Here is a 24365-nt window from a genome sequence, read left to right on the forward strand (position 1 = left end):
AGCCCCACGCCCCGCCGATCCGGCACGAGTCGTCGAATCAGGCCTCTACCTGGAGATCGACGACGCGCTCCGCCCGCGCGCCGTCACGCACCGTCGTTGGCGAGTTGACGCTGCTTGCGCCAACGGATGCCGGCCTCGATGAAATCGTCGAGGTCGCCGTCGAAGACCCCGCTCGGATTGCCGGTCTCCTGCTCGGTTCGGAGATCCTTCACCATCTGATACGGGTGCAGGACGTACGAGCGCATCTGGTCGCCCCACGAGCTCGTGCCACCGCTCTTGAGGCCGGCCATCTTCTCTTCCTCCTCCTGGCGCTTGCGCTCCAGCAGTCGAGCCTGGAGCACCCGCAGCGCGGAGGCCTTGTTCTGCAGCTGGGACTTCTCGTTCTGGCAGGTCACCACGATGCCGGTCGGAATGTGCGTCAGGCGCACCGCCGAGTCGGTGGTGTTGACGCTCTGCCCACCCGGCCCGGAGGAGCGGTAGACGTCGACCCGAACCTCGTTCTCCGGGATGTCGATGTGGTCGGTCTGCTCGGTGACCGGCAGAACCTCGACGCCCGCGAAGCTGGTCTGCCGACGACCCTGGTTGTCGAACGGGCTGATCCGGACCAGCCGGTGCGTGCCCGACTCGACGCTGAGCGTTCCGTACGCGTACGGCACCTTGACCGCGAAGGTGGCCGACTTCAGGCCCGCCTCCTCGGCGTATGAGGTCTCGTAGACCTCGGTGGGGTAGCCGTGCCGCTCCGCCCAGCGCAGGTACATCCGCAGCAGCATCTCGGCGAAGTCCGCCGCGTCCACGCCACCCGCGCCGGCCCGGATGGCCACCAGCGCCTCCCGGGAGTCGTACTCGCCGGAGAGCAGGGTGCGGACCTCCATCTCCTGGATGGCCTTGGTCAGCCCGGTGATCTCCGACTCGACCTCGGTCAGCACACCCGGGTCGGCCTCGGCCTCGGCCAGCTCCAGCAGCACCTGGGCGTCGTCGAGGCCGGAACGCAGGCTGCCCAGCTTGCTGATCTCGCCGTTGACGTACGACAGCTGCGAGGTCACCTGCTGGGCCTTGGCCTGGTCGTCCCACAGATCGGGGGCGGAGGCCTCCTGCTCCAGGCGGGCCTTGTCCTCGTGGAGGCGGTCGAGGTTGAGGACGGCCTCGATGTTTCGCAGGGTCGCGTCGAGTTCCTTGAGCTGTTCGGCGTAATCGGCAGCGGTCACGACAGACAAGCGTACTGTGCCGGGAGCGGAGCAGCTCGTTCCCTATGCGCGAACCCGCTGACCGTCACCCGACGGGGGCGGACTTCAACCACGACAGGGCCGCCCGGTGGTAGGCGACGGCGAACTCCAGCGCGCTGGCGTCGTACGTCTCGCCGTCCCGTTTGGCGTTCTTCACCTGCTCCCGGACCTGGGCCAGGGCCTCGGTGTGGTATTCGTTGGCCGAGGCGTACAGGCCCTTCAGCTGGCTGGCGGAGTGCAGGTTGCCGAAGGCCATCCGCAGCGCTATCGGGTTGCGGATGGTGTCCCGCCCCGGGTTCTCCGCGAGCCAGCGGGAAAACGTCCGTTTTCCGCTGGCGGTGAGTGCGTAGGGCTGGCTCATCCGCGGGCCCGGCTTGCCGAGCCGCACGAAACCCCGCTCAGCCAGCACCGGCAACTCGCGGTACACCTGACTGCGGGTCATCGACCAGTACGGCGCCAGACGGCGCTCAGCGGCGGCCATCAACTGACCGCCTGTCATCGGGCCCTCGTGGAGGAGGCCGAGCAGGGCCGCCGCCGTAGGGTTGACTCCGGAATCCGCCATGCCCACTACGCTGCCACTTTGCGCACGCGGCGTCCAGGATTTGCCGGTTTGCCACCCGACAGGACTTCCTAAGTGCACTGTCGGCGACAGACTGTCCGTTGAGGACTATCGATGGATTGCACATTCCGGGCGTCCGCCGGCGGCGCCCACGCGCGCCGCCGGCGGGTCGTCGCCGGTCAGCCCATGTGGGGGTACGTGTGGTCGGTCGGCGGCACGAAGGTCTCCTTGATCGTCCGCGGGGAGATCCAACGGACCAGGTTCAGCCAGGAGCCGGCCTTGTCGTTGGTGCCGCTGGCGCGGGCGCCACCGAAGGGCTGCTGCCCGACCACCGCGCCGGTCGGCTTGTCGTTGATGTAGAAGTTGCCGGCCGCGTACCGCATGCGCTCGCCGACCGACTCGACGACCCGGCGGTCGGTGGCGAACACCGAGCCGGTCAGGGCGTACGGGGCGATCGACTCCGCCTGCGCGACCACCTCGTCGAACCGGGCGTCGTCGAACACGTGCACGCCCAGGATCGGCCCGAAGTACTCGGTGGTGAAGGTCTCGTGGGCGGCGTCGCCGCACTCGAAGAGCGTCGGTCGCACGAAGTAGCCGACCGAGTCGTCGGCGGTGCCACCGGCCAGCACCCGGCAGCTGTCGTCACCGGCGATCAGCTCCAGCGCGGCGGTGTGCCGGGCGAACGCCTTGTCGTCGATCACCGCACCGCCGAAGTTGCCGAAGTCGGCCACGTCACCGTAGGTCAGCGAGTCGGTGGTAGCGGCCAGCCGGTCCCGCAGCCCACCCTCCCAGATCGAGCGCGGCACGTACGCCCGGGAGGCCGCCGAGCACTTCTGGCCCTGGTACTCGTACGCGCCACGGATCAGCGCGGTGTGCAGCGCGTCCACGTCGGCGCTGGTGTGCGCGACGACGAAGTCCTTGCCACCGGTCTCGCCGACCAGGCGCGGGTAGCCCCGGTAACGGGAGATGTTGTCGCCAACGGTCCGCCACAACTGCTGGAAGACCTTTGTCGAACCGGTGAAGTGGATGCCGGCCAGATCCGGGTCGGCGAGCACGACGTCGGAGACCTCCTCGCCCCGACCGGTGACCATGTTGATCACGCCGGGCGGCAGGCCGGCGGCCTCGAACAGCCGCATGGTGAAGTGCGCGGCGAACTGCTGGGTCGGGCCCGGCTTCCAGACCACCGTGTTGCCCAGCAGGGCCGGCGCCGACGGCAGGTTGCCGGCGATGGCGGTGAAGTTGAACGGGGTGACCGCGTAGACGAAGCCCTCCAGCGGGCGGTGGTCGAAGCGGTTCCAGACGCCGGGCGAGGACGCCGGCTGCTCCTCGAGCAGGCGACGCGCGAAGTGCACGTTGAACCGCAGGAAGTCGATGAACTCGCACGCCGCGTCGATCTCCGCCTGGATCGCGGTCTTCGACTGGCCGAGCATGGTGGCGGCGTTGAGCGTGTCCCGCCAGGGACCGGCGAGCAGCTCGGCGGCGCGCAGGAAGATCGCGGCGCGCTCCTCGAAGGGCAGCGCCCGCCACATCGGCGCGGCGTCCTTGGCCGCCTTGGTCGCGGCGCGCGCGTCGTCGTGGGTGGCGTGCGCGGTCACCCCCAGCACGTGGGCGTGCTTGTGCGGCTGCACCACGTTGATCGGGTCACCGCCGGCCATCCGCTGCTCACCGCCGATGGTCATCGGCAGGTCGATGCGCTCGGCGGCGAGCTCGGTCAGCCGCCGCTGGAGCCGGTCCCGGTCGGGGCTGCCCGGCTCGTAGTTGCGAACCGGCTCGTTGCGCGGCTCGGGAACGGAGAACACGGCATCCATCAAGGCTCCTGGCGATCTCGACAGCAGTGGCGAAACCGGACCCGCGGGCACCGACCGGATGGCCGGACACCGGACGCCACACGGGAGGCCGAGCAGCGGCGGGACCTCCCGTGATTCTCCCACGACGGGCCACGCGACCCATCTCCGCCACTGCCCTGCACCAAGGACCGCCCCACCCCTCCTCCCCTTACCGACCGGTCTCGATCCGTCCCGCTGTCCCGGGGCGACAGGCAGCCCAGCGGGCCCGCGTACCCTGAATGGTCGGTGACCTGCCGCCTCGAAGGGGAGACGATGACCAAGCAGCCCGGCCGCGTCCCGGCCGCTGAGTCGGACGAGCCGGCGGTCGACGCGGCCAGCGCCGGCAGTCGGCCGCTGCCCGCGCCCGGCGCCGCAGTGCTCGCGCTGCTGGCGCTCGGGTGGCTGGCCGCCATGCTCTGGTCCACCCGGGAGGCCATCACGTCGGCGGCGGCCGGGGTCACCGCGATCAGCCTCTCCGCGTTCGCCCTGCCCGGCGTGATCTCGGCCGCGCTGGTGGCCGGGGCGGCCGTCGCGCTGGCCGGTGGCAACCTGCTGGCCCGCCGGTACGGCGACTGGGCCACCCTGCGCTTCGCCGGGGCGATCGGCGGCGGAATGCTGGTCGGGCTCGCTGCCGCGGTGGCCATCAACCTCACCTACTTCGACACGTCCACCACCAACGTGATCGCCGGCACCACGGCGGCCGCGGCGATCATCGGAGGCGCGCTGGCCGGCGCGCGGACCGCCCCGGCGATCGGTGCTGTGGTCACCGCCGCGCTGGGCACGCTGATCTTCGTGGTCGCGTTCAGCCGCGCCCGGGACCCGCTGTTCAACCTCTTCGGCTCCGGCGACAGCCAGGAATCATTGATCAACGCGGCCAAGTGGGTGTCCCGTACCGAATCGCTCGTCGCCGGGCTGCTCGCCGGGCTTCTGGCCTTCGGCTACCTGACCTGGGCACGGCGTCGCGCCGTCCGCCGTGATCCCGAGGCCCCGGCGCTGCGCTGGCCGGCGTACCTGCTCGCCGGTGCCGGGCCAGGGCTCCTCCTGCTGCTCGCCGAAGTGATCATCAGGGTTGGCGGCCGGTCGCTGCTCGACCTTGCCAGCGCGCTCAGTGAGGCGGACGCGGTGGCCCAGACCTCGCTGGGCACCTCGCGGGTGGACAACGGAATCTGGGTGCTCTTCGTGGGGGCGCTGACCGCGCTCATCGCGTTCGGTCGCACGCTCAGTCCGGCCCACAGCGACGACGACGAACCGGCCCACGGCCCGAACCCCGTCGCGGACCAGGTCGACCCGGCGGACGACAAGCCGGGCTACGCCAAGGCGTTCGACACGGACCCGGCCGAGACGTTCGACGGCGACCCAGCCGGGACGCCCGACGCGGACCCGGCGAAGGCGGACCCGGCTCGCTGACGCCCGACCTGAGCCGGGGTTCGGCGCAGGCAGCCGGGCCTGGCGTTCGGCGCAGGCAGCCGGGTCTGGCGTTCGGCGCAGGCAGCCGGGTCTGGCGTTCGGCGCAGGCAGCCGGGTCTGGCGTTCGGAGCAGGGCGGGCCGTGCGGGGATCGAGCAGGGCCGCCCCGCCTCGCTCCCCGCCCCAGTCGTCCCCTTCCCGGTCGATCATGGAGTTCTGGTGACCGGTTCACCCGCTTGTGCGGCCTGTGTTCACCACCACAACTCCGTGATCGGGGTCGGGGGCCGACTCGGGCGGCCCCGGGCCTACTTCCCCGGTCAGTCGGTAGCGCTCAGCAGCTGGTCCAGCTCCGTCACGTCGTACCACTCCAGCTCGTGGTCCTCGGCGCCGTCGACGGTGAACTGGGCGTCCGGGTCACCAGCCGCCGCCTCGGCCACGACGTCGGCCGCCGCGCCGACCTCCTCGGCCGCGTCCGCGCTGTCCACGTGGATGGCCGCGACGGCGCCCACCGGCACGGCGTCGGTCAACGTCACCGCGCTGGAGCCCAGCTCGCCGTCGCCACGCCCGATCGCTGCCGACGGCAGGTCGACCGAGATGACGACGCGACGGCGGGGAGCGGTCGGGTCGGCGCGGAGCAGGTGCAGGGCGTCCTGGGCAGCCCGGGTGAAGGCGACATACTCCAACTCCTCCTCGTCGCCCTCGGCGTACCACTCGCGCAGCGCCGGGGTCACGGCGTGCGCCTCGTCGGCGGCCAGGCCCTCCGCACGCAGCCGGGCCAGCATCGGTACGGTCGCCGGCACGTACACCCGGACAAGCTCGTCGGTCACCGGTCGTCTCCCCGCGTCGTCCTCCACCGGCGGCCGCCGGCACGGGCGCAGATCATGCCGCACGCCGTGACCGTCATACACCCCGCCTCCGGCGGGAGGAAGTTCCGAGCCGGTGTGTCCCGCCTGATTGGTCCGCCACCGACCCGGTCCCGTGCTGGGCGGCGAGGGCTGTCGGTGGCAAACTGAGCCAAACGACATCAACCCCGGGAGTTCCTGTGGAGCCGAGGTTCCTGCTGCTCTCCGACGTGGCCTCCGAGCTCAACGTGTCGGACTCGCAGGTCTACCACATGGTGCGCAGCGGCGAACTGCCGGCGATCAAGATCGGCGGGCGCGGCCAGTGGCGCGTCGAGCGCGCTCGACTGGAGGAGTACATAGCGCGCAAGTACGACGAGACGGCAGACTGGGTACAGAGCAACCCGCTGGTCGACCGCGACCCTGAGTAGTAGAAGCCCGGCTCGCTCTCCAGCCTGTTTCGCCCGCACCGCTCGGCCTGCGCCGTGCAGCACGGCCTGTCCAGGTCCGCCCCGCCCGGGCGCCCGCCCCGCCCGGCCCGGTCGCCCCGCCCGGACGCCCGCCCGCCCGCCCGGCCGCCCGCCCGCCCGGCCGCCCCGCCCGCGCGCGCCCCGCCCGGCCCGGCCCGGCCCGGATCGGCTCGGGTCGGCTCGGCTCGGCTCGGCTCGGGGCATGATCCACTCGGTTTTACGGAAGCCGGGGTGTCTCGGCCGCTGAGACCACGCGACATCAAGGAACCCGAGTGGATCATGCGCCCTGTCGGGCCAAGGACGCCACGAAGCCATTGACCGAGGCTGTTTTGTCGCTCAGAATCGAGCTTGTCGGAGGCAAACGCAAGCAAACGCAAGATCAAAGGGGGCCATGATGAGCGGAGCGCGACCCGGTCCTTCCCGACCACCCGTGCGGCTGCGCCCCGTCCCGCCCTTCGACCCGCCGTACGTCGACGAGGCCGACGGGTCGTGCTGGCCGTCGATGACCGACGGTCAACTAGCCCTCGACCTGTTCGCCTCCACCCGGCCCAGCCCGGTCCGGCCGCCGGAGCGGCGAGCAGCCCTGCGACCGGTGCCCAGCAGGTCCACCACCACCCACCCGGTCGCGTCGTTGCCGACGTCGACCGCACCGGAAACCACCCGAGCCGCGCATCGCTTCGTCGGCACCTGCCTGGAGGTGGTCAATGGCTACCGTTCGCCGGCCCAGGTGCGAGCGCTGCTCGACCCGGCCCGCGCGGGCGACCTGCTGGCCGAACTCGCCCGCGCATCCGGCCGGGCCGGGGCATCCCGTCGCCGTAGCGGCCGACCACCGGCTCGGCTGCTGCGCCTGCGAGTCTGCGAGCCCCGGGGGGCCGCGGTGGAGGCGGCAGCCGTCCTCACCGGCGCGGGCGGCCGAAGTTGGGCGATGGCGCTGCGCCTCGAACATCGTCGGGGCCGCTGGCTCTGCGTTGCCCTACACGTGCTCTGACCGCACCGGCCCCGGCGTCGACGAGGCTCACAGACACCGACGGGCCCCGGCCTGTTCGGCCGGGACCCGTCGGTCAGACGCTGTCGGTGCAGCTGCTGTTGGTCAGTTGCCCCCGTTGGGAGCGCCGTGGCAGCGCTTGTACTTGCGGCCCGAGCCACACGGGCACGGCGCGTTGCGGGACGGGCCGTTGCTCGCCTCCGCCTGGTTCGGTGCCGGCCGACGGGCGGCAGCCGACGGAACTGCCGGGCCACGCAGCCCGGATGCCGGCCGCTGCGGCGCGGACGGCGCGCTCTGCCCCGGTGCCGCCGGAGCACCCGGAGCCGGCCGGCCCACACCGAGCGCCGGAGCCTGCTGCTCGGCCTGCTCCACGGCTACCGCGCCCGGGCTGGCCTCACCGTCGATGGTCGGCGCGGAGTATTGCAGGCCCTGCCGCCGCGGTGCCTGGTTGAGGCCCTTGGCCCGGATCTCCACCGGCTTGTCGAGCAGGGTGACCTCGTCGGTCCCCTCCTCCGGCTCCGGCTCGGTCACCTGGACGTCGACGTTGTAGAGGAAACCGACGGTCTCCTCCTTGATGCCGTCCATCATGGTGGCGAACATGTCGAAGCCCTCGCGCTGGTATTCCACCACCGGGTCGCGCTGGGCGTACGCCCGGAGGTTGATGCCCTCCTGGAGGTAGTCCATCTCGTAGAGGTGCTCGCGCCACTTGCGGTCGATGACCTGGAGCAGCACCATCCGCTCGAGCTGGCGCACCCCCTCGGTGCCGAGTTGCTCCTCACGCCGGTCGTACGCGGCGTTGGCGTCCTCCTTGAGGCGGGCGACCAGGAAGTCGGCGTCCATGCCGGCCCGGGAGCCGCCGGCCTCCTCTTCCAGCTCCTCGATCGTCACGCCGACCGGGTAGAGCTGCTTGAGGCTGGACCAGAGCTGCTCAAGGTCCCAGTCTTCGCCGTAGCCGTCGGAGGTGGCACCCCGCACGTACGCCTCGACGGTGTCGTCGATCATGTTACGGACCTGGTCGGAGAGGTCTTCGCCGTTGAGCACCCGGAGCCGCTCGGCGTAGACGACCTGGCGCTGCTTGTTGAGCACCTCGTCGTACTTGAGCACGTTCTTGCGGATCTCGGCGTTCTGGCCCTCGATCTGGGCCTGCGCGCTCTTGATCTGCCGGGTGACCATCTTCGACTCGATGGGCACGTCCTCCGGGATGTTGAAGCGCTCCATCACCGCCTCGACCGCTCCGGCCCGGAAGCGCCGCATCAGCTCGTCCTGAAGGGACAGGTAGAAACGGGACTCGCCCGGGTCGCCCTGCCGGCCGGCGCGACCACGCAGCTGGTTGTCGATCCGCCGGGACTCGTGCCGCTCGGTGCCCAGCACGTAGAGCCCGCCGGCGGCCGAGACCTCTTCCGCCTCGGCGTCGCAGGCCTGCTTCCAGGTGGGAAGGACCTCCTCCATCGCCTTGGCGTACTCCTCCTCGTTCTCCAGCGGGTCGAGGCCGCGCTGGCGCAGCTCGTTCGCGGCGAGGAACTCCGGGTTGCCACCGAGCAGGATGTCGGTGCCGCGGCCGGCCATGTTGGTGGCCACGGTGACCGCGCCCTTACGCCCGGCCTGGGCGACGATCTCGGCCTCCCGGGCGTGGAACTTGGCGTTCAGCACGTTGTGCGGGATGCCACGGCGGCGCAGCAACTGGGAGAGGATCTCGGAGTTTTCCACCGAGACGGTGCCCACCAGCACCGGCTGACCCATCTGGTGCCGCTCGGCGATGTCCTCGATGACGGCGTTGAACTTGGCCTTTTCCGTCTTGTAGATGACGTCCGGCCGGTCCTCGCGAACCATCGGGCGGTGGGTCGGGATGGTCACGACGCCGACCTTGTAGACCTTGTTGAACTCGCTCGCCTCGGTCTGCGCCGTACCGGTCATCCCGGACAGCTTCTCGTAGAGGCGGAAGTAGTTCTGGAGGGTGATGGTGGCCAGGGTCTGGTTCTCCTGCTTGATCTCCACCCCCTCCTTGGCCTCGATCGCCTGGTGCATGCCCTCGTTGTAGCGACGGCCGTGCAGGATGCGACCGGTGAACTCGTCGACGATCAGGACCTCACCGTCGCTGACGATGTAGTCCTTGTCGCGCTTGTAGAGCTCCTTGGCCTTGATGGCGTTGTTGAGGTAGCCGACCAGCGGGGTGTTCACCGACTCGTACAGGTTGTCGATGCCGAGCCGGTCCTCGACCTTGGCGACGCCCCGCTCGGTCACCGCGATGGTGCGCTTGGAGTGGTCGACCTCGTAGTCGCCCTCGCCGTCGGTGCCGGGCTGGAGACGGGCCACCACGCCGGCGAACTCGCCGTACCAGCGGGCGGAGTGCTCGGCCGGGCCGGAGATGATCAGCGGGGTGCGGGCCTCGTCGATCAGGATGGAGTCGACCTCGTCGACCACCGCGAAGTTGTGCCCGCGCTGCACCAGCTCTTCCTTCGACCAGGCCATGTTGTCGCGCAGGTAGTCGAAGCCGAACTCGTTGTTGGTGCCGTAGGTGATGTCGCACTCGTAGGCGGCCTTGTGCTCACTGGCCGGCCGGTTGGGCAGCACCACGCCGACGGTCAGCCCGAGGAACTCGTGCACCCGACCCATCCACGCCGCGTCACGCTGGGCGAGGTAGTCGTTGACCGTGATCACGTGGACGCCCTTGCCGGAGAGCGCGTTGAGGTAGACGGCCATGACCGAGGTCAGCGTCTTGCCCTCACCGGTCTTCATCTCGGCGATGTTGCCGAAGTGCAGCGCCGCGCCGCCCATCACCTGGACGTCGTACGGGCGCTGGCCGAGCACCCTGGCCGCCGCCTCGCGGGCCACCGCGAACGCCTCCGGCAGCAGGTCGTCGAGGGTCTCGCCCTCGTCGAGCCGCTCCCGGAACTGTTCGGTCATGCCGGCCAGTTCCTCGTCGGTGAGGTTGACGTAGTCGTCCTCGATCGAGCTGACGGCGGCAGCGATGGCCTTGAGCCGGCGCACCATGCGGCCCTCGCCCGCGTTAAGGACCTTTTCCAGAATCGACACGGATCAACGCTCCCCTAGACAGTCTCGAACCATCGTAGGCGCTCCATCGGCGCGATGGTCACTGGTGGCGGTGCTCGACCCCGCCGAACCCGACATAACTCGCGTCCTGCACACGCCCCAAACGTTATCCGGTTACGCCGTCGGCGAACGCTACGGCAGGATGCACGAGTGGAGCTCGTGGAGATCATCGAGGACGGCGTGCTGCTGCGGCCCTGGCGAGAGACGGATGCCGAGGCCGTGCACCGAGCCTGCCAGGACCCGGACATTCAGCGTTGGACCACCGTACCGCGCCCGTACCGGCCGGAACATGCCCACGGATTTGTCACCGAGATGAGCCGGAAGGCCTGGGCCGAGGGCACCGGGGCCCCGTTCGCGGTCTGCGACCCGAACACCGGGGAGGTGCTGGGTTCCAGCGGGCTGATCTCGATCGACCAGGACGGCACCGGTGAGATCGGCTACTGGACGGCACCCTGGGCGCGTGGCCGGGGCGTGATGGTCCGGGCCACCCGGGCGGTGGCCCGCTGGTCCTTCGACACCCTCGGGCTCCGCCGGCTCATCTGGCAGGCCGAGGTGGGCAACCACGCCTCCCGGCTGGTGGCACTCCGGGCCGGTTTCCGGATCGACGGCAGGTTGCGGATGGCAAACCCGGCGCTGCTCGGCAGCGCGGACGGCTGGATCGGCTCGCTGCTACCCGGCGAGGTACCGGCCGCCGGGTCGACCGGTCCGGCCGGGCCGGGCACCCTCGCCGCCCGGCGGGCCGCCGTCTTCGGCCGTCCGCAGCCCGTTCTGTTCGCCGAGAACGGAGCCGGCGAGCTGCTTCTGCGGCCCATGGAGGAGAAGGACCTGGACGCCGTGGTGCAGACCTGCCGGGACCCGGAGAGCATCCGCTGGACGACGGTGCCGGACCCGTACGAGCGCGCCGACGCGCAGGGCTACCAGGCTTACGGCCGGGACGCCTGGGCTCGGGGGGACGCCGCCTGCTTCGTGATCGCCGACTCCGACGACAGGTACGCGGGCACGCTCGACCTGCGGCTCTCCCCCGCTGACCCGCTGGTGGCCGACACCGGCTTCATGACCGCCCCGGCGGCCCGGGGTCGGGGCTACCTGCCCGCCGCGCTGGTCGCGCTCAGCGCGTGGGGCTTCAGCACGTTGGGCCTGGCGCGGATCGAGTGGAAGGCGAATGTGGGCAACACCGCCTCCCGTCGGGCGGCGGAGAAGGCGGGATTCCTGGTCGAGGGGGTCGCCCGGGGCGGCGTGCAGCACCGGGGCGAGCGGGTGGACGTGTGGGTCGGGGCGCTTCTCGCGAAGGATCTGGGATGAATCTGCGGCCGGTCGTCGAGGCGCACGGGGTGCGGCTGCGCCCGTTTCGCGCGGAGGACAGCGCAGACGTGGTGGACGGCTGCGCGGACCCGCTGACTCAACGGTTCCTGTCGAACCTGCCGACGCCGTACACCGAGACCGACGCCCGCTGGTGGATCGACGTCGGCGCCCCGGCGGCCTGGACCGGCGGCGGCACGGCGTACGCCGTCGCGGACCCCGCGACCGATCGCCTGCTCGGCGCGGTGGGGTTGAACAACCCGGTGCCCGCCCGGGGTCAGCTGGAGATCGGCTACTGGATGCGACCGGCGGCGCGTGGTCGCGGGCTGGCCACCGCGGCGACCCGCGCGCTGAGCGAGCACGCGTTCGCCGCCGGGGCGGCCCGACTGGAGCTGCTCACCGAACCGGAGAACGGTCCGAGCCAACGGGTCGCGCTGGCCGCCGGCTTCCGCTACGAGGGTCTGCGCCGTTCGGCAGGTGCGTCCCGGGACGAGGGCCGGCACGACCTGCTGGCCTGGGTACGCGTCGCAGATGATCCGCCCGGCCCGGCCGCCCGGCTGCTGCCCGACCTGCCCGGCGGGGTGCTCACCGACGAGGTGGTGGCGCTGCGCCCACTCGCGCCGGACGACGCGGCGCTGATGTACCGGCTGCACAGCCGGCCCGAGGTGGTGGCGAACCAGGCTCCGCCGGTGCCGCCGACGCGCGAGGCGATGGAGCGGCGTTGTCGTCTCGCGCAGAGCGGCTGGCTGACCGGCGAGATCGCCCGGCTGATGATCACGGACGTGGCCAGCGGCGAGCCGGTGGGCAGTTGCGGCTTGTCGTACACCGACGTGGCCGCCGGCGAGGCGTCGGTCGGCTACGCGTTGCTGCCGAAGTGGCGCGGCCGGGGGTACGCGACGCGGGCGGTCCGGTTGCTCGCGGGATGGGCGTTCGGCTCGGCCGGTATCGCCCGGTTGTCGGCCGGCACGGTGCCGGACAACACCGCGTCGCACCGGGTGCTGGAGCGGGTCGGTTTTCGGCGCGAGTCCGTTCAGCGCGGCCGGCTGCCCGGGTTGGCCGGCGCGCGCCTGGACGACCTGACCTTCGCGCTGCTCCCCGCCGACCTCCGTTGACCGGTGCCGCGGGGTTGTGGTGGGAGCGCCCCACCACAACCCCACGAGCTGACGGTCAGGTGGCGAGGGAGATGATGCCGTAGTCGTACGCGTGGCGCCGGTAGACGACGCTGGGGCGGCCGGACTCCTTGTCCTGGAAAAGGTAGAAGTCGTGGCCGACCAGTTCCATCTCGAACAGCGCGTCGTCGATGGTCATCGGCTCGGCCGGGTGGACCTTCTCCCGGGCGATGTGCCACGGCTGGTCGTCGTACTCCTCTTCGACCCGCTCCGCGACGGCGGTGCCGGCGCGGGCGCCCTCGCTGGGCGCGCTCAGCGCGTTGGGCACCAGGTCCGCGACCGGAAGGCCCGCTGTGGCTTCGGCGACGGAGATCGGCGCGTGCCGGCCCCGGTGTACGCGGCGGCGGTCGGCCGCGCGGCGCAGCCGGGTGTCGAGCTTCGCGATGGCCGCGTCGAGCGCGCTGTAGAAGTCGTTCGTGCAGGCTTCGGCCCGAATCACCGGGCCCCGGGAAACGCAGGTGATCTCCACCCGCTGGCAGTGGTCGGCCTGGCGCGGATTGCGCTCGTGAAACAGCTCGACATCGACGCGAATAAGTTTGTGGTCGTAGCGTTCGATCTTCGCGAGTTTCTCGGCTACGTGTACCCGGTAATGGTCCGGCACTTCGACGTTTCGGCCCTTGACCACGATGTCCACGTGACCTCCCTTGTTCGGACGGTCTTCGATCCGGTTACCCGGCCGCGCGCCGTGGGGAGACCCGCTGGCGTCGACCGGTTGGTACGGCTACGCCTCCTCTCACCGCCAGGGGCGGTTGGAACGACCTCCTACCCCTGACAGCGAAACGCTAACTCCTGTTTGCCCGGCAGTCACCCCATGTTGCCGAGACGGCCCAGGATTTTTCGCAGCTCATACACCAACGGGTGAAACGGAAACACGATCGGTTACGACTGGTGTCTTTTCTCGGTCGCCGCGAGCACCGCCGCGACACTCGGTGCCCACCCGGTCGCGGTCAGCACCCGGCCTGCGGCGGCGAGGGTCACGCCGGTGGTGACGATGTCGTCGAGCAGCACCACGACCGGCGCCGCGCCCCCGGCACGACCCCGAACCGGCCCGGTCGCGCGGGGCTGGAAGGCCGCCTCGGCCGCAGCCGCGCGGCCGGCGCTGTCCAGGGTGACCGAGTCGGGCCGGGGCGACGCCCGCAGCGGACGATGCACCCGAACCGCCCAACCGCTCCGGTTGAGCCGGGCCGCGCAGTGCCGGGCAAGCCGGTCGAGGTGGTCCCCGTAACGGGACCGGGCCGCCGCCGCGGTGTCGGGGACCGGAACCAACGCCACCGGGCGGGCCCCACCGACGGCCGCCGCGACGACCTCGGCGAGCAGCGCGCCGAGCGGGCGAGCGAGCCCGTGTCGGCCGTGTTCCTTGTACGCCAGGAGGGCCTCGCGCAGCGGACCCGCGTACGCGCCGAGGGCGACGCAGGACGGCAGGCCCGGCGGTGCGGGGGTGGGGCGGACCGCCCGTGGGCGCAACGCACCCAGCGCCACGACACAGGCCGGGCAGACCCCGTGCCGCAGGCCGGGCCGGCGCTCCCGACAACCGGCGCAGTCGGCGGGCAGCACCAGGTCGGCGAGGTCCGCCCAGAGCCCGCTCACCGTGTCAGTAGAGGAAGAACGGCGCCGACGGGTTGCTCGGCCGGACGCCGGTCGGCACCGGGGCGATGTCGCGTACCCGGCCGGGCTCGATCCGTTCGAAGGGGCTGCTGCGGTAGGCCACCCCGTTCGCCTCGTACATGTAGGCCCCGCTGGGCGCCCGCACGCCGCGGTTGGTCGGGTACGCGGTCAGGTGGGTGACCTTGGCGCCGAGGTCGGTCCGCAGCGGCGTCTCCAGGGCGCCGTCGACACTGATCTCGTAGATCGCCGGCTGGCCGACCGACCCCGCCACCACCAGTTGGTCCTCCCCGCCCCAGTCGACCGCCGTGGGATTGGTCAGCGAGGTGACCAGCTCCCGGGGCGGGCCGATGGAGACGCCGCCGCCGTCGAGGTTGACCGCGGCGACGTAGAGACGGCCGCCGGCGATCAGCGCCACCCGCTGGCCGTCCAACGCGGCGGCCACCGCGGTGACCGCGGCGGAGGGCAGGTTGAGCGGCACCGGATACATCCGGGCCGCCTCGTCGAACCGGTAGAGCTGCCCGTCGGCCACCACCAGGCCGCGGCTGGGGCGGTTGTCGACAGTACGCAGCCAGACCGGTCGGCCGATCGCGGAGTAGTCGGTGCCGCTGCGGCTGAGCACGGAGACCGGGTCGGCGCCCGTACCCACGGCGAGTCGGTAGCGGTTCTTGCTGCCGCCGGCGACCACCATCGCGGCGAGGATCCGGCGGTCCTTGGCCAGTCCGAGACTGGCGGAGACGACGTTGCGGTTGGCCTCGGGTGTCAACGGCACCGTGCCGCTGGGCTCGCCGTCGAAGTCGAGTGGGTGGATCGCGCCGTCGTACACGCCGAAGCGCTGCGGGCCGGCGGCATGCGGATAGAGCGCCCGGGAGTCTCGTTGCTCGCCCAGGTCCACCACGGGCTGCGCGTTGTTGCGGATCTTCAACTCCAGCTGGCCGGTAAGGTCGCCCAACGACCAGGCGATCTGCGTGATCAACTGATCGATCCCGTTCTGGTCGTCACCGGACATGTCCAGGTTGACCTCCCACCGACCGTTCCCGCCGGTGGCGTTGTTGATCAGCTCGGTGCGGTCCGGCAGCCCGACGACCCCCGGGCGCAACCAGTCGGAGGGGCCGCCGACCAGCCACTTCACCACCTCGTTGACCTGCCGCTCGACCGGCACCGCTTGCGGCCGGTAGCGCTGGTCGGGCACCAGGCGGCTGCGATCCGAACTCCAGAAGTAGATCGTCTCGTCCTGGTAGTACTGACGAAGGGCGGTGTCGCTGAGCAGCAGCACGTTGGGCGGGTTGATGATGTAGAGGCCGGCCCGGTCATCGTTGGCGCCGCCGTTGAAGGACGCGCTGCGCAGGCCGAACTCGTACTCCGTCTCGGTCGCCACCGGTGGGGCCAGGGTGCCGTTGGTCCGCAGCACCCCGATCTGCTGCACGGTGATCGTCACGGTCGTGGTCAAGTCTCTGTTGAGGGTGTAGACCGCCTCGCGCAGCCGGACCACGTTCAGCGCGACCTCGCTGCCCTTCTTGTCCTGTAGCCGGGTCCTGTCCTCCGGGGCGATGAACGCCTTGACCCGCTCGTACGCCCGATCCGGCTCACCTGCGGCGGCGGACAGGAAGTTGCTGACGAACGTCTCGTTGACGCTGCCGCTGGCCGACCGCGTCGGTGGCTCACTGCCCCGACTGATCACACCGGCCTCGGTGGCGGCGCCGCCCTTACCGTCGACCCGCACGTCGGATGCCGCCGGGATGCCACAGCCGGCGCCCAGCAGCACCATCACGCCGAGGGCCCCGAGCACAGTTGGCCGTCTCACGAGCGCACCTCCGTCCGCTGCCCGTCTCCGGCCGGAGCCGGGCCGATCGCCAATGCACCGCCGGTGCCGGGACCGATGGCCAGTGGCCCACCGTCGCGGGGGCCGCCGAACGGCAGCGCGGCGTCGGCGGGCACCAGCCGCAGCGGTGAGGTGGTCAGCCGATCGCCCGCACGGGCCGGCAGGGTGAGCCGGAACTGCGCGCCCTGCCCGGGCGCACCCCACGCCTCCAGCCAGCCGCCGTGCAGCCGTGCGTCCTCCAGGCTGATCGACAGCCCCAGCCCGGTGCCCCCGGTCTGCCGGGCCCGGGACGGGTCCGCCCGCCAGAACCGGTTGAACACCAGCTTCTCCTCGCCCACCTTCAGCCCCACACCGTGGTCGCGGACGGTGATCGCCACGGCGGTCTCGTCGATGCCGAGGGTGATCAGCACCGGGCGGGCCTCACCGTGCTCGACGGCGTTGCCGACCAGGTTGCGCAACACCCGCTCGACCCGGCGGGGGTCGACCTCGGCGATCACCGGCGTGCCCGGCAGGTCGAGTTCGATCGGTACGCCCACCCGCTCGGCCAGGCCAGCCAGCCGGTCGACCACCCGGTGCACCACCGGCACCAGGTCGGTCGGCTCGGAATCCAGCATGGCGAAGCCCGCGTCGAACCGACTGATCTCCAGCAGGTCGGTGAGCAGCTCCTCGAATCGATCCAGCTCGGCCTGGAGCAGCTCGGCGCTGCGGGCGACCGCCGGGTCGAACTCGTCGCGCTCAGCGAAGATCAGGTCGGCGGCCATCCGGACCGTGGTCAGCGGGGTACGCAGCTCGTGGGAGACGTCTGAGGTGAAGCGGCGCTGCAACCGGGACATCTCTTCCAGGCGCAGGATCTGCCGTTGCAGGTTGGTGGCCATCTGGTTGAACGACGCGGCGAGCAGGGCCAGGTCGTCCTCGCCGTTGACCACCATCCGTTGATCGAGCAGGCCCGCGGAGAGCCGCTGGGCGGTTCGTGCGGCGACCCGGACCGGGTTGACCACCAGCCGGGTGACCAGTGCCGCGAGCAACCCGAGCAGGATCACCAGCGCGACGCCGGTGGCCACCACTGTGGCGCGGGCGTCGGCGGCGGTGACGTCCTGCTGGCCCAGCGGGACCAGATAGTAGAGCTCGATCTGGCCGAAGCGGGTGGGCACCGGCGAGCCGTAGACCAGGTATTTGGTGGTCTCGCCGGTGAGTCGCCCGGTGCGGATCTGGCTGGCCACCTTGCCGTCGGCGATCGCGGCCCGCAGCTCGGGGCTGATCAGCGACTGCACGTTCGCCGACGGGGCGGTGCGCGTCTGGATGTCGTTGGGATAGTCGTCGGCGGTGATCGCCACCACCACGCCGCTGGTCTGCTGAGGGTCGCCGCCGGCCAGGTAGTTGACCGTGCCGTCGATGGTCTCCTGGAGCTGCGCCTCCTGCGGTTGCCCGTAGAAGGAGACCTGCTTGGCCGCGTAGCTGGCACCGCTGGTCACCCGCTGCCGGACGTCGCTGCGCGCGCTGTCGAGCAGGATGGTGGTGATCTTGTCAGCGATCAGGAACGCGAACCCGCCGACCAGCAGACTGGACGCGACCAGCGTGATGGTCACGACCCGGACCTGGAGCGAGCGGCGCCAGGTCTGGTGCGCCCGACCCACCGCACGGGCGACCCGACCGCTCACCGCACGCCAGAGCTCCCCGCCGGCGCTGGGCCGGCGGGCAGCCGTACTCGGGGAGGGTGGGGGCGGCGTGGTCGACACAGTGCGACCAGGCTATCCGGTCCCTGCCTTGTAGCCCACGCCCCGCACGGTGAGGATGATTTCCGGTCGCTCCGGGTCCGGCTCGATCTTGGCCCGCAACCGCTGGACGTGCACGTTGACCAGACGGGTGTCGGCAGCGTGCCGGTAGCCCCAGACCTGTTCGAGCAGCACCTCGCGGGTGAAGACCTGACGTGGCTTGCGGGCGAGCGCGACCAGCAGGTCGAACTCCAGCGGCGTCAGCTTCACCTCCTCGTCGTTGCGGCTCACTGTGTGCGCGGGCACGTCGATGGTGATCTGGTTGTCCGGAGGGCCGATGGTGAGCATCTCCGGGGCCACGTCCTCGCCTCGGCGCAGTCGGGCCCGCATCCGGGCCACCAGCTCCTTGGGCTTGAACGGCTTGACCACGTAGTCGTCGGCGCCGGACTCCAGGCCGAGCACGACGTCCACGGTGTCGCTCTTCGCGGTCAGCATGACGATGGGCACGCCGGACTCCGCCCGGATCGACCGGGCCACGTCGATACCGCTCATACCGGGAAGCATCAGGTCAAGCAGCACGATATCGGGACGACTGTCGCGAAAGGCGGCCAACGCCCGCTCGCCGTCCGCCACAAACGAGGGCAGGAAACCCTCACTGCGCAGCACGATGCCGAGCATCTCGGCGAGCGCGGGGTCATCGTCGACCACCAGTACGCGGGCTCTCATGGGATTAATATTGCATCCTCATTCAGTTCGGTGGGACCGGCGTCCGCCGGTAACGCTTCGCGCCGCCGGCAAACCGGTGACCGCGGTCCGCGGCGGCGGCGCCACGGCTGCGGTGCCTGGCGCGCGAACGGGCCGTCGCCAGGCTGCCACCATGATCCCCCTTTGGCGCCGCCCGGCGCCACCGCAGGCTGGGCCGATCCGGTTGTCGCAATCCGGACGACGGTCAGCCGAACAGCCCACGCCCCCAGTGGTCTCCGCCGTCGCGTACCCCGGGAGGGCAGGCGAACACCCCACTGGAGACGTGTCGCAGGTACTCGTTCATCACGTCGTGCCGGGCCAACTGCGTCTGGATCGGCACGAACTGACGGCGTGGATCGCGCTGGTAGGCGATGAAGAAGAGGCCCGCGTCGAGTCGGCCGAGGCCGTCCGAGCCGTCGACGAAGTTGTAACCCCGGCGCAGCAGCTGAGCGCCGCCGTTCCGACTCGGGTGGGCAAGCGTGACATGGGCGTGCTCGGCGATCACCGGCTTCCCGTCCGCGCCACGGGCGGCGAAGTCGGGCTCGTCGAACTCGTCGCTGCGCCCCAGCGGCGCGCCGCTGCCCTTGGCGCGGCCGACGATCTCCTCCTGCTCAGCGAGGGAGGTCCGGTCCCAGGTCTCCACGAGCATCCGGATCTTGCGGGTGACCAGGTACGAGCCTCCGGCCATCCAGTCCGGTCCGTCGCCCGGCTGCACCCACAACTGGTCGCGCAGCAGGTCGGTGTCCTCGGCCTTGAGGTTGGCCGTGCCGTCCTTGAACCCGAAGAGGTTGCGCGCGGTGGCCTGCTCCCGGGAGGTCGACGAGGTGCGGCCGAAGCCCAACTGCGACCAGCGGACGCTCACCACGCCCATGCCGAGCCGGGCCAGGTTGCGGATCGCGTGCACCGCCACCTGCGGGTCGTTGGAGCAGGCCTGGACGCAGAGGTCGCCGCCGGAGAGCTGCGGCTGCAACGCGTCGCCGGGGAACTTCGGCAACTCGGCGAGGGCGGCCGGCCGACGGTCGGCGAGGCCGAAGCGGTCCCGTCCGTCGGCGTCGCGGAACAGCGTCGGCCCGAAGCCGATGGTGAGGGTGAGCTGCGAGGGAGGCAGGCCGAGTGCTTCACCGGTGTCGTCCGGTGGGGCCTCCGGCATCCCGCCGACCGCACCCAGTACCCCGGCGTCGCGCCCCGCGGTCATCCGGGCGGCGGCGGCCGTCCACTCCTCCAGCAGTTCGACGAGTCGGGCCCGGTCCTTGGTGATCACGTCGAAGGCCACGAAGTGCAGCCGGTCCTGCGCCGGGGTGACGATGCCGGCCTGGTGCTCACCGTGGAACGGCACGGCCCCGGCCGGGTGGTCGTTCGCCGCGGCCGGGTCGTGGGAGCCGTTCAGCAGCGCCCCCGCGCCGGCCGCCACCCCGGCGACCCCGGCCACCCCGGCGCCGGCCAGGGTGATGGCCCGGCGCCGGGTGAACCTGCTCCCGCTCATGGACTCGACTCTTTCTGCCAGGTGGTCACTTCGCGACGGCCGCGGCGACCTTGCTGATCGGCTCGGCGAGCGCGTTGATCCCGTCGGAGAGCTCCTTGAGCTCGGCCTTGCTCAGCGCGGTGTGCAGCTTCCAGCCGTCACCGTCGCGGTGCTTGCCGAGCAGTCCCTCGACGTTGGCGAACTCGGTGTCCAACTGTGTGACCAGCTCCGGCGAGCGCTGCTGCAACGCCGGACGCAGGGCGGACACGGCGGCCTTGGAACCTTCGAGGTTGGCGGCGAAGTCCCACAGGTCGGTGTGCGAGTAGCGGTCCTCCTCGCCGGTGATCTTGCCGCTGGCGACCTCGTCGAGCAGTTCCTTGGCACCGTTGGCGAGCTGGAGCGGGGAGAGCTTCTCGGCGTTCGCCTTGGCCACGATCTCCTTGACGTCGACCAGCAGCCGGTCGGCGATCGGGCCGTCCTTGCTGATGTCACCGGACTGCCAGAGGTCCTTCTCGATCCGGTGGAAGCCGGTGAACTCCATCCCCTCCTCGATGACCTCCTCGCGGCCGTCGATCTTGGGGTCGAGGTCACCGAAGATCTCGGCGACCGGCTCGATCCGCTCCCAGTAGGTGCGGGCGACCGGGTAGAGCGCCTTGGACTTCGCCACATCGCCGGCCTTGACCGCGCCGACGAACTCCTCGGTCTTGTCCAGCAGCGCGGCGGTCTGGCTCTTGACGTAGCGCTGGTAGTTGTCGGTGGCGTCACCCAGCGCGGCGTCCGCGGTGAGCGGCTGCGCCGACCCGCTGACCTTGAGCGCACCCCGGATGCCCTTGCCGCTCATCCCTGGCTTGCAGGCCGTCTGGTACGTGCCGGCCGGCAACTCCACGTGCAGCTCGCGGCTCAACCCGGGGGCGATGTTCTCCACCTCGCCCATGACGCGGTCGCCGTCGGCGTACACGTAGAACTCGGTCACCTTCGCGCCCGAATTGGTGATCTTGAAGGTGGCGGTGCCGGCACCCAGGTCGGTCGAGCCGACCTCACAGGCGGTGTCGCTGGCCTTGACCACGATCGGCCCGCCGGACGCGGCCGAGTCACCCTTGTCGGAGTCGGAGCAGGCGGCCAGACCGGCCGTCGCCAGCACGCCGGCGGCGGCCAGCGCGAAGAACTGGGTGGTACGCATCTGGACTGTCTCTCCTCGTGGGTCAGGCACGCTGCGGCGTGGACGCCGCCTCGGCCTCGGCGCCGGTGTCGGCCCCGCGCTCGGTGACGGTGGTGGTGGTCGCGGTGGGTGCCGGCTTGCGCCGGGCCGGTCGCAGGAAGAGCAGGAGCACCGGTACGGCGTACGCGACCCAGGCGATCGTCTCCAGCACGGTCGGCGCGGGAGTCACGTTGAACATGCCGGCGAGCAGGGCCGCGTACCAGGTGCTCGGGTCGAGCGTGCCGGTGATGTCGAAGGCCAGGTCGTTCAGGCCGGGCAGGACGCCGGCCTCCTGGAAGTCGTGCACGCCGTACTTGAGGATGCCGGCGGCGACCAGGATCAGCAGCGCTCCGGTCCAGGTGAAGAACTTGCTGAGGTTGATCCGCAGAGCGCTGGCGTAGAGCAGCACACCGAGGACCACGGCGGTGACGATGCCGCCGATCAACGCGAGCAACGGACCGCTGTCGCCGGCCGCGCCCTGGGCGGCCGAGTAGAAGATCAGCGCGGTCTCCAGGCCCTCGCGGATCACCGCGAGGAAGGCCATGCCGGCGACGGCGAGAGACCCGACGGCCAGGGCCTCGGTGAGTTTGCCCCGCAGTTCGCCGGCGATGGTCCGGGCGGCCGGGCGCATCCAGAAGATCATCCAGGTCACGAAGACCACGGCGGCGACCGAGGTGATCGCCTCGAACAGCTCACGATCCTCGGAACGGGACAGCAGCGAGGTCGACGTGTACTCGATCAGCCAGCCGAAGAGCACCGAGAGCGCCACGGCCAGGCCGACGCCGGCCCAGACCTGCGGCAGCCGGTCCCGGCGCTGCGACTTCACCAGGAAGGCGACCAGGATGCTGACCACCAGGGTGGCTTCCAGCCCTTCCCGCAGGCCGATCAGGTAGGTGGCGAACATCCGGGCTCCGAGTAGTTAGGCACGCCTTGGCTGACTTAGGGCAGGCATACCTTCCTCCCTGCTCAGGGCCCTCGTCAAGTCGTTCACGACAAGCTCACCAGGTCCGTGGCGAGGACGACGCCCGCCGGCAGCCGGCCTGTCGCCGGTCGGCTGTGGAAGGATCCCCGCCGTGAGGGGATTCCTGCCGTGGTTGACGGTGCTGGCCGTGGTGCTGCTGCTCAGCGCGCTACGCCTGCGGGCGCTGGCCACCGTCGTGTCGGTCGGCTGGCTGATCTGGTGCGTCTGGACGTGGTTCCGGCCCACCCGACGCGGCCCCCGTTCCAGCTGAGCCGGAGACGCCGAGCCCGCCGAGCCGGCGGCGGAGACGACGAACCGGGCCGGCTGCGAACAGCCGACCCGGTCCGGAGATGTCGATCAGTAGCGGTAGTGATCCGGCTTGAACGGACCCTCCGTGGAGACGCCGAGGTAGGCGGCCTGCTCCTTGGTCAGCGTGCTCAGCTTGGCGCCGAGCGCGCCGAGGTGCAGCCGGGCCACCTTCTCGTCCAGGTGCTTGGGCAGCACGTAGACGCCGATCGGGTACTCCTCGGTCTTGGTGAAGAGCTCGATCTGGGCGATCGTCTGGTTGGCGAACGAGTTCGACATGACGAAGCTCGGGTGCCCGGTCGCGTTGCCCAGGTTCAGCAGGCGGCCCTCGGAGAGCACGATGATGGCGTGCCCGTCGGCGAAGCGCCACAGGTCGACCTGCGGCTTGATGTTGATCCGCTCGACGTCGGACCGCTTGGCCAGCCCGGCCATGTCGATCTCGTTGTCGAAGTGGCCGATGTTGCCGACGATGGCCTGGTGCTTCATCCGGGCCATGTGCTCGTTGGTGATGACGTCGAAGCAGCCGGTGGCGGTGATGAAGATGTCGGCCTGCTCGACCACGTCGTCCAGCGTGGCGACCTGGTAGCCGTCCATCGCGGCCTGCAACGCGCAGATCGGGTCCACCTCGGTCACCACGACCCGGGCGCCCTGGCCGCGCAGCGACTCGGCGCAGCCCTTGCCCACGTCGCCGTAGCCCATGACGACCGCCATCTTGCCGCCGATCAGCACGTCGGTGGCGCGGTTGATGCCGTCGATGAGCGAGTGCCGGCAGCCGTACTTGTTGTCGAACTTGCTCTTGGTCACCGAGTCGTTGACGTTGATGGCCGGGAAGAGCAGGGTGCCAGCCCGGTGCATCTCGTAGAGCCGGTGCACGCCGGTGGTGGTCTCCTCGGTCACGCCCTTGATGCCGGCGGAGATCCGGGTCCACCGCTGGCCGTCCTCGCCGAGCGAGCGGTGCAGCAGTTCGAGGATGACCGCGTACTCCTCGGAGTCGGCGGACTCGACCGGCGGGACCGCCCCGGCCCGCTCGAACTCGGCACCCTTGTGTACGAGCAGGGTGGCGTCGCCGCCGTCGTCGAGGATCATGTTGGGGCCCTGCCCGTCCGGCCAGGCGAGCACCTGCTCGGTGCACCACCAGTACTCCGGCAGGGTCTCGCCCTTCCAGGCGTACACCGGAACCCCGGCCGGAGCCTCGGGGGTGCCGTCCGGGCCGACGACGATCGCCGCGGCGGCGTGATCCTGGGTGGAGAAGATGTTGCAGGACGCCCAGCGCACCTGCGCGCCGAGCGCGACCAACGTCTCGATCAGGACGGCGGTCTGGATGGTCATGTGCAGGGAGCCGGTGATCCGCGCGCCGGCGAGCGGCTGCGCCTCGGCGAACTCGCGCCGGATCGCCATCAGGCCGGGCATCTCGTGCTCGGCGAGCTGGATCTCTTTACGCCCGAACTCGGCGAGCGACAGATCCGCCACCTTGAAGTCGCCGTCGGCGAGCGTGCTCGGCCGGGCCTCGGACGGCGTGCCGCTGGCGGACGCCGGGAGGGTGCTGGTCATGAAAGCTCCTGTCGAACGATGTCTGCGCCGACCCTCCACCTTACGCGCGTCGGCGACGGGCATCAGGCACGGTCGGCGGACAGCGCACGGGGCGGTCGGTGATGGACGGACCTTCCCGCCCACGTCCCGCCCGCCCCGTGCATCCCCCCGGTTTGGTTTCCCCCGCACGTTCTCGGACCG

General features: G+C 71.0%; 20 protein-coding genes. 6 read left to right on the forward strand and 14 right to left on the reverse strand.

What is annotated here, in order from left to right; genetic code table 11:
• Window positions 1-83: 83 nt before the first annotated feature.
• The 3 genes from prfB to pruA all read right to left on the reverse strand — a co-directional run bounded on the left by prfB (window position 84) and on the right by pruA (window position 3590).
• Window positions 84-1205, reverse strand: coding sequence for a peptide chain release factor 2 (gene prfB / locus ABTW72_RS23670; RefSeq protein WP_350861915.1), 1122 nt, complete (start codon window positions 1203-1205; stop codon window positions 84-86).
• A gap of 64 nt (window positions 1206-1269) precedes the next feature.
• Window positions 1270-1785 (reverse strand): PadR family transcriptional regulator, encoded by a 516-nt coding sequence (locus ABTW72_RS23675; RefSeq protein ID WP_091393967.1) that lies wholly within the window; start codon window positions 1783-1785, stop codon window positions 1270-1272.
• 176 nt (window positions 1786-1961) lie between these two features.
• Window positions 1962-3590 carry an L-glutamate gamma-semialdehyde dehydrogenase gene (gene pruA / locus ABTW72_RS23680; RefSeq protein WP_091393970.1) on the reverse strand — a complete coding sequence of 543 codons (1629 nt, stop codon included), beginning with the start codon at window positions 3588-3590 and terminating at the stop codon, window positions 1962-1964.
• 291 nt (window positions 3591-3881) lie between these two features.
• On the opposite strand from pruA, the gene ABTW72_RS23685 reads away from it, so the two are divergent.
• Window positions 3882-5015: a hypothetical protein gene (locus ABTW72_RS23685; protein ID WP_350861917.1), complete on the forward strand. Its 1134-nt coding sequence runs from the start codon at window positions 3882-3884 to the stop codon at window positions 5013-5015.
• A 316-nt stretch (window positions 5016-5331) separates the two neighbouring features.
• Here ABTW72_RS23685 and ABTW72_RS23690 read toward each other — a convergent pair whose 3' ends face one another.
• Window positions 5332-5841, reverse strand: coding sequence for a DUF6912 family protein (locus ABTW72_RS23690; RefSeq protein WP_350861919.1), 510 nt, complete (start codon window positions 5839-5841; stop codon window positions 5332-5334).
• Between the two features lie 215 nt (window positions 5842-6056).
• On the opposite strand from ABTW72_RS23690, the gene ABTW72_RS23695 reads away from it, so the two are divergent.
• Entirely contained in the window at window positions 6057-6284 is a 228-nt protein-coding gene (locus tag ABTW72_RS23695) for a helix-turn-helix domain-containing protein (RefSeq protein ID WP_350861921.1), read from the forward strand.
• 430 nt (window positions 6285-6714) lie between these two features.
• A complete protein-coding gene (locus tag ABTW72_RS23700; RefSeq protein ID WP_350861923.1) occupies window positions 6715-7311 on the forward strand; it encodes an Rv3235 family protein in 597 nt (198 codons plus the stop codon).
• Between the two features lie 102 nt (window positions 7312-7413).
• Here the strand turns inward: ABTW72_RS23700 and secA are convergent, their stop codons facing one another.
• Window positions 7414-10341, reverse strand: a complete 2928-nt coding sequence (gene secA, locus ABTW72_RS23705) for a preprotein translocase subunit SecA (protein ID WP_350861925.1) — start codon at window positions 10339-10341, stop codon at window positions 7414-7416.
• A gap of 168 nt (window positions 10342-10509) precedes the next feature.
• On the opposite strand from secA, the gene ABTW72_RS23710 reads away from it, so the two are divergent.
• Both ABTW72_RS23710 and ABTW72_RS23715 read left to right on the forward strand, forming a co-directional pair.
• Entirely contained in the window at window positions 10510-11661 is a 1152-nt protein-coding gene (locus tag ABTW72_RS23710) for a GNAT family N-acetyltransferase (protein WP_350861927.1), read from the forward strand.
• Window positions 11658-12770, forward strand: a complete 1113-nt coding sequence (locus ABTW72_RS23715; RefSeq protein ID WP_350861929.1) for a GNAT family N-acetyltransferase — start codon at window positions 11658-11660, stop codon at window positions 12768-12770. Before ABTW72_RS23710 ends, ABTW72_RS23715 begins: the two co-directional genes overlap by 4 nt.
• Window positions 12771-12825: 55 nt before the next feature.
• Here the strand turns inward: ABTW72_RS23715 and hpf are convergent, their stop codons facing one another.
• From hpf to efeU, 8 genes are all read right to left on the reverse strand, one after another.
• Window positions 12826-13461 carry a ribosome hibernation-promoting factor, HPF/YfiA family gene (gene hpf / locus ABTW72_RS23720; protein ID WP_350861931.1) on the reverse strand — a complete coding sequence of 212 codons (636 nt, stop codon included), beginning with the start codon at window positions 13459-13461 and terminating at the stop codon, window positions 12826-12828.
• 245 nt (window positions 13462-13706) lie between these two features.
• Entirely contained in the window at window positions 13707-14414 is a 708-nt protein-coding gene (locus tag ABTW72_RS23725; RefSeq protein WP_350861933.1) for a ComF family protein, read from the reverse strand.
• Window positions 14415-14418: 4 nt separating this feature from the next.
• The gene (locus ABTW72_RS23730) at window positions 14419-16197 is read right to left on the reverse strand and encodes an LpqB family beta-propeller domain-containing protein (RefSeq protein WP_350862229.1); all 1779 of its coding nucleotides are present in this window, start codon (window positions 16195-16197) and stop codon (window positions 14419-14421) included.
• A 32-nt stretch (window positions 16198-16229) separates the two neighbouring features.
• Window positions 16230-17987: an MtrAB system histidine kinase MtrB gene (mtrB, locus tag ABTW72_RS23735; RefSeq protein ID WP_350861935.1), complete on the reverse strand. Its 1758-nt coding sequence runs from the start codon at window positions 17985-17987 to the stop codon at window positions 16230-16232.
• Between the two features lie 12 nt (window positions 17988-17999).
• On the reverse strand, window positions 18000-18689 hold the full coding sequence (gene mtrA, locus ABTW72_RS23740; protein ID WP_030331519.1) for an MtrAB system response regulator MtrA: 690 nt from the start codon (window positions 18687-18689) through the stop codon (window positions 18000-18002).
• Window positions 18690-18912: 223 nt separating this feature from the next.
• A complete protein-coding gene (gene efeB, locus ABTW72_RS23745; RefSeq protein ID WP_350861937.1) occupies window positions 18913-20190 on the reverse strand; it encodes an iron uptake transporter deferrochelatase/peroxidase subunit in 1278 nt (425 codons plus the stop codon).
• A 25-nt stretch (window positions 20191-20215) separates the two neighbouring features.
• The gene (efeO, locus tag ABTW72_RS23750) at window positions 20216-21349 is read right to left on the reverse strand and encodes an iron uptake system protein EfeO (protein ID WP_091394006.1); all 1134 of its coding nucleotides are present in this window, start codon (window positions 21347-21349) and stop codon (window positions 20216-20218) included.
• Window positions 21350-21371: 22 nt separating this feature from the next.
• The gene (gene efeU / locus ABTW72_RS23755) at window positions 21372-22271 is read right to left on the reverse strand and encodes an iron uptake transporter permease EfeU (protein ID WP_350861940.1); all 900 of its coding nucleotides are present in this window, start codon (window positions 22269-22271) and stop codon (window positions 21372-21374) included.
• 169 nt (window positions 22272-22440) lie between these two features.
• Here efeU and ABTW72_RS23760 point away from each other — a divergent pair, with 169 nt between their 5' ends.
• On the forward strand, window positions 22441-22599 hold the full coding sequence (locus ABTW72_RS23760; RefSeq protein ID WP_350861942.1) for a hypothetical protein: 159 nt from the start codon (window positions 22441-22443) through the stop codon (window positions 22597-22599).
• A gap of 86 nt (window positions 22600-22685) precedes the next feature.
• Here the strand turns inward: ABTW72_RS23760 and ahcY are convergent, their stop codons facing one another.
• The gene (ahcY, locus tag ABTW72_RS23765) at window positions 22686-24185 is read right to left on the reverse strand and encodes an adenosylhomocysteinase (protein WP_091394012.1); all 1500 of its coding nucleotides are present in this window, start codon (window positions 24183-24185) and stop codon (window positions 22686-22688) included.
• Between the last annotated feature and the right edge of the window lie 180 nt (window positions 24186-24365).

The organism is Micromonospora sp. NPDC127501, from assembly GCF_040302185.1.
Taxonomy (GTDB): domain Bacteria; phylum Actinomycetota; class Actinomycetes; order Mycobacteriales; family Micromonosporaceae; genus Micromonospora.

Coding starts and splice junctions, on each gene's coding strand:
- ABTW72_RS23675 (WP_091393967.1), bottom strand. CDS start 1,785: ATGGCGGATTCCGGAGTCAACCCTACGGCGGCGGCCCTGCTCGGCCTC.
- pruA (WP_091393970.1), bottom strand. CDS start 3,590: ATGGATGCCGTGTTCTCCGTTCCCGAGCCGCGCAACGAGCCGGTTCGC.
- ABTW72_RS23685 (WP_350861917.1), top strand. CDS start 3,882: ATGACCAAGCAGCCCGGCCGCGTCCCGGCCGCTGAGTCGGACGAGCCG.
- ABTW72_RS23700 (WP_350861923.1), top strand. CDS start 6,715: ATGATGAGCGGAGCGCGACCCGGTCCTTCCCGACCACCCGTGCGGCTG.
- ABTW72_RS23715 (WP_350861929.1), top strand. CDS start 11,658: ATGAATCTGCGGCCGGTCGTCGAGGCGCACGGGGTGCGGCTGCGCCCG.
- ABTW72_RS23730 (WP_350862229.1), bottom strand. CDS start 16,197: ATGGTGCTGCTGGGCGCCGGCTGTGGCATCCCGGCGGCATCCGACGTG.
- mtrA (WP_030331519.1), bottom strand. CDS start 18,689: ATGAGAGCCCGCGTACTGGTGGTCGACGATGACCCCGCGCTCGCCGAG.
- efeB (WP_350861937.1), bottom strand. CDS start 20,190: ATGAGCGGGAGCAGGTTCACCCGGCGCCGGGCCATCACCCTGGCCGGC.
- efeO (WP_091394006.1), bottom strand. CDS start 21,349: ATGCGTACCACCCAGTTCTTCGCGCTGGCCGCCGCCGGCGTGCTGGCG.
- efeU (WP_350861940.1), bottom strand. CDS start 22,271: ATGTTCGCCACCTACCTGATCGGCCTGCGGGAAGGGCTGGAAGCCACC.
- ahcY (WP_091394012.1), bottom strand. CDS start 24,185: ATGACCAGCACCCTCCCGGCGTCCGCCAGCGGCACGCCGTCCGAGGCC.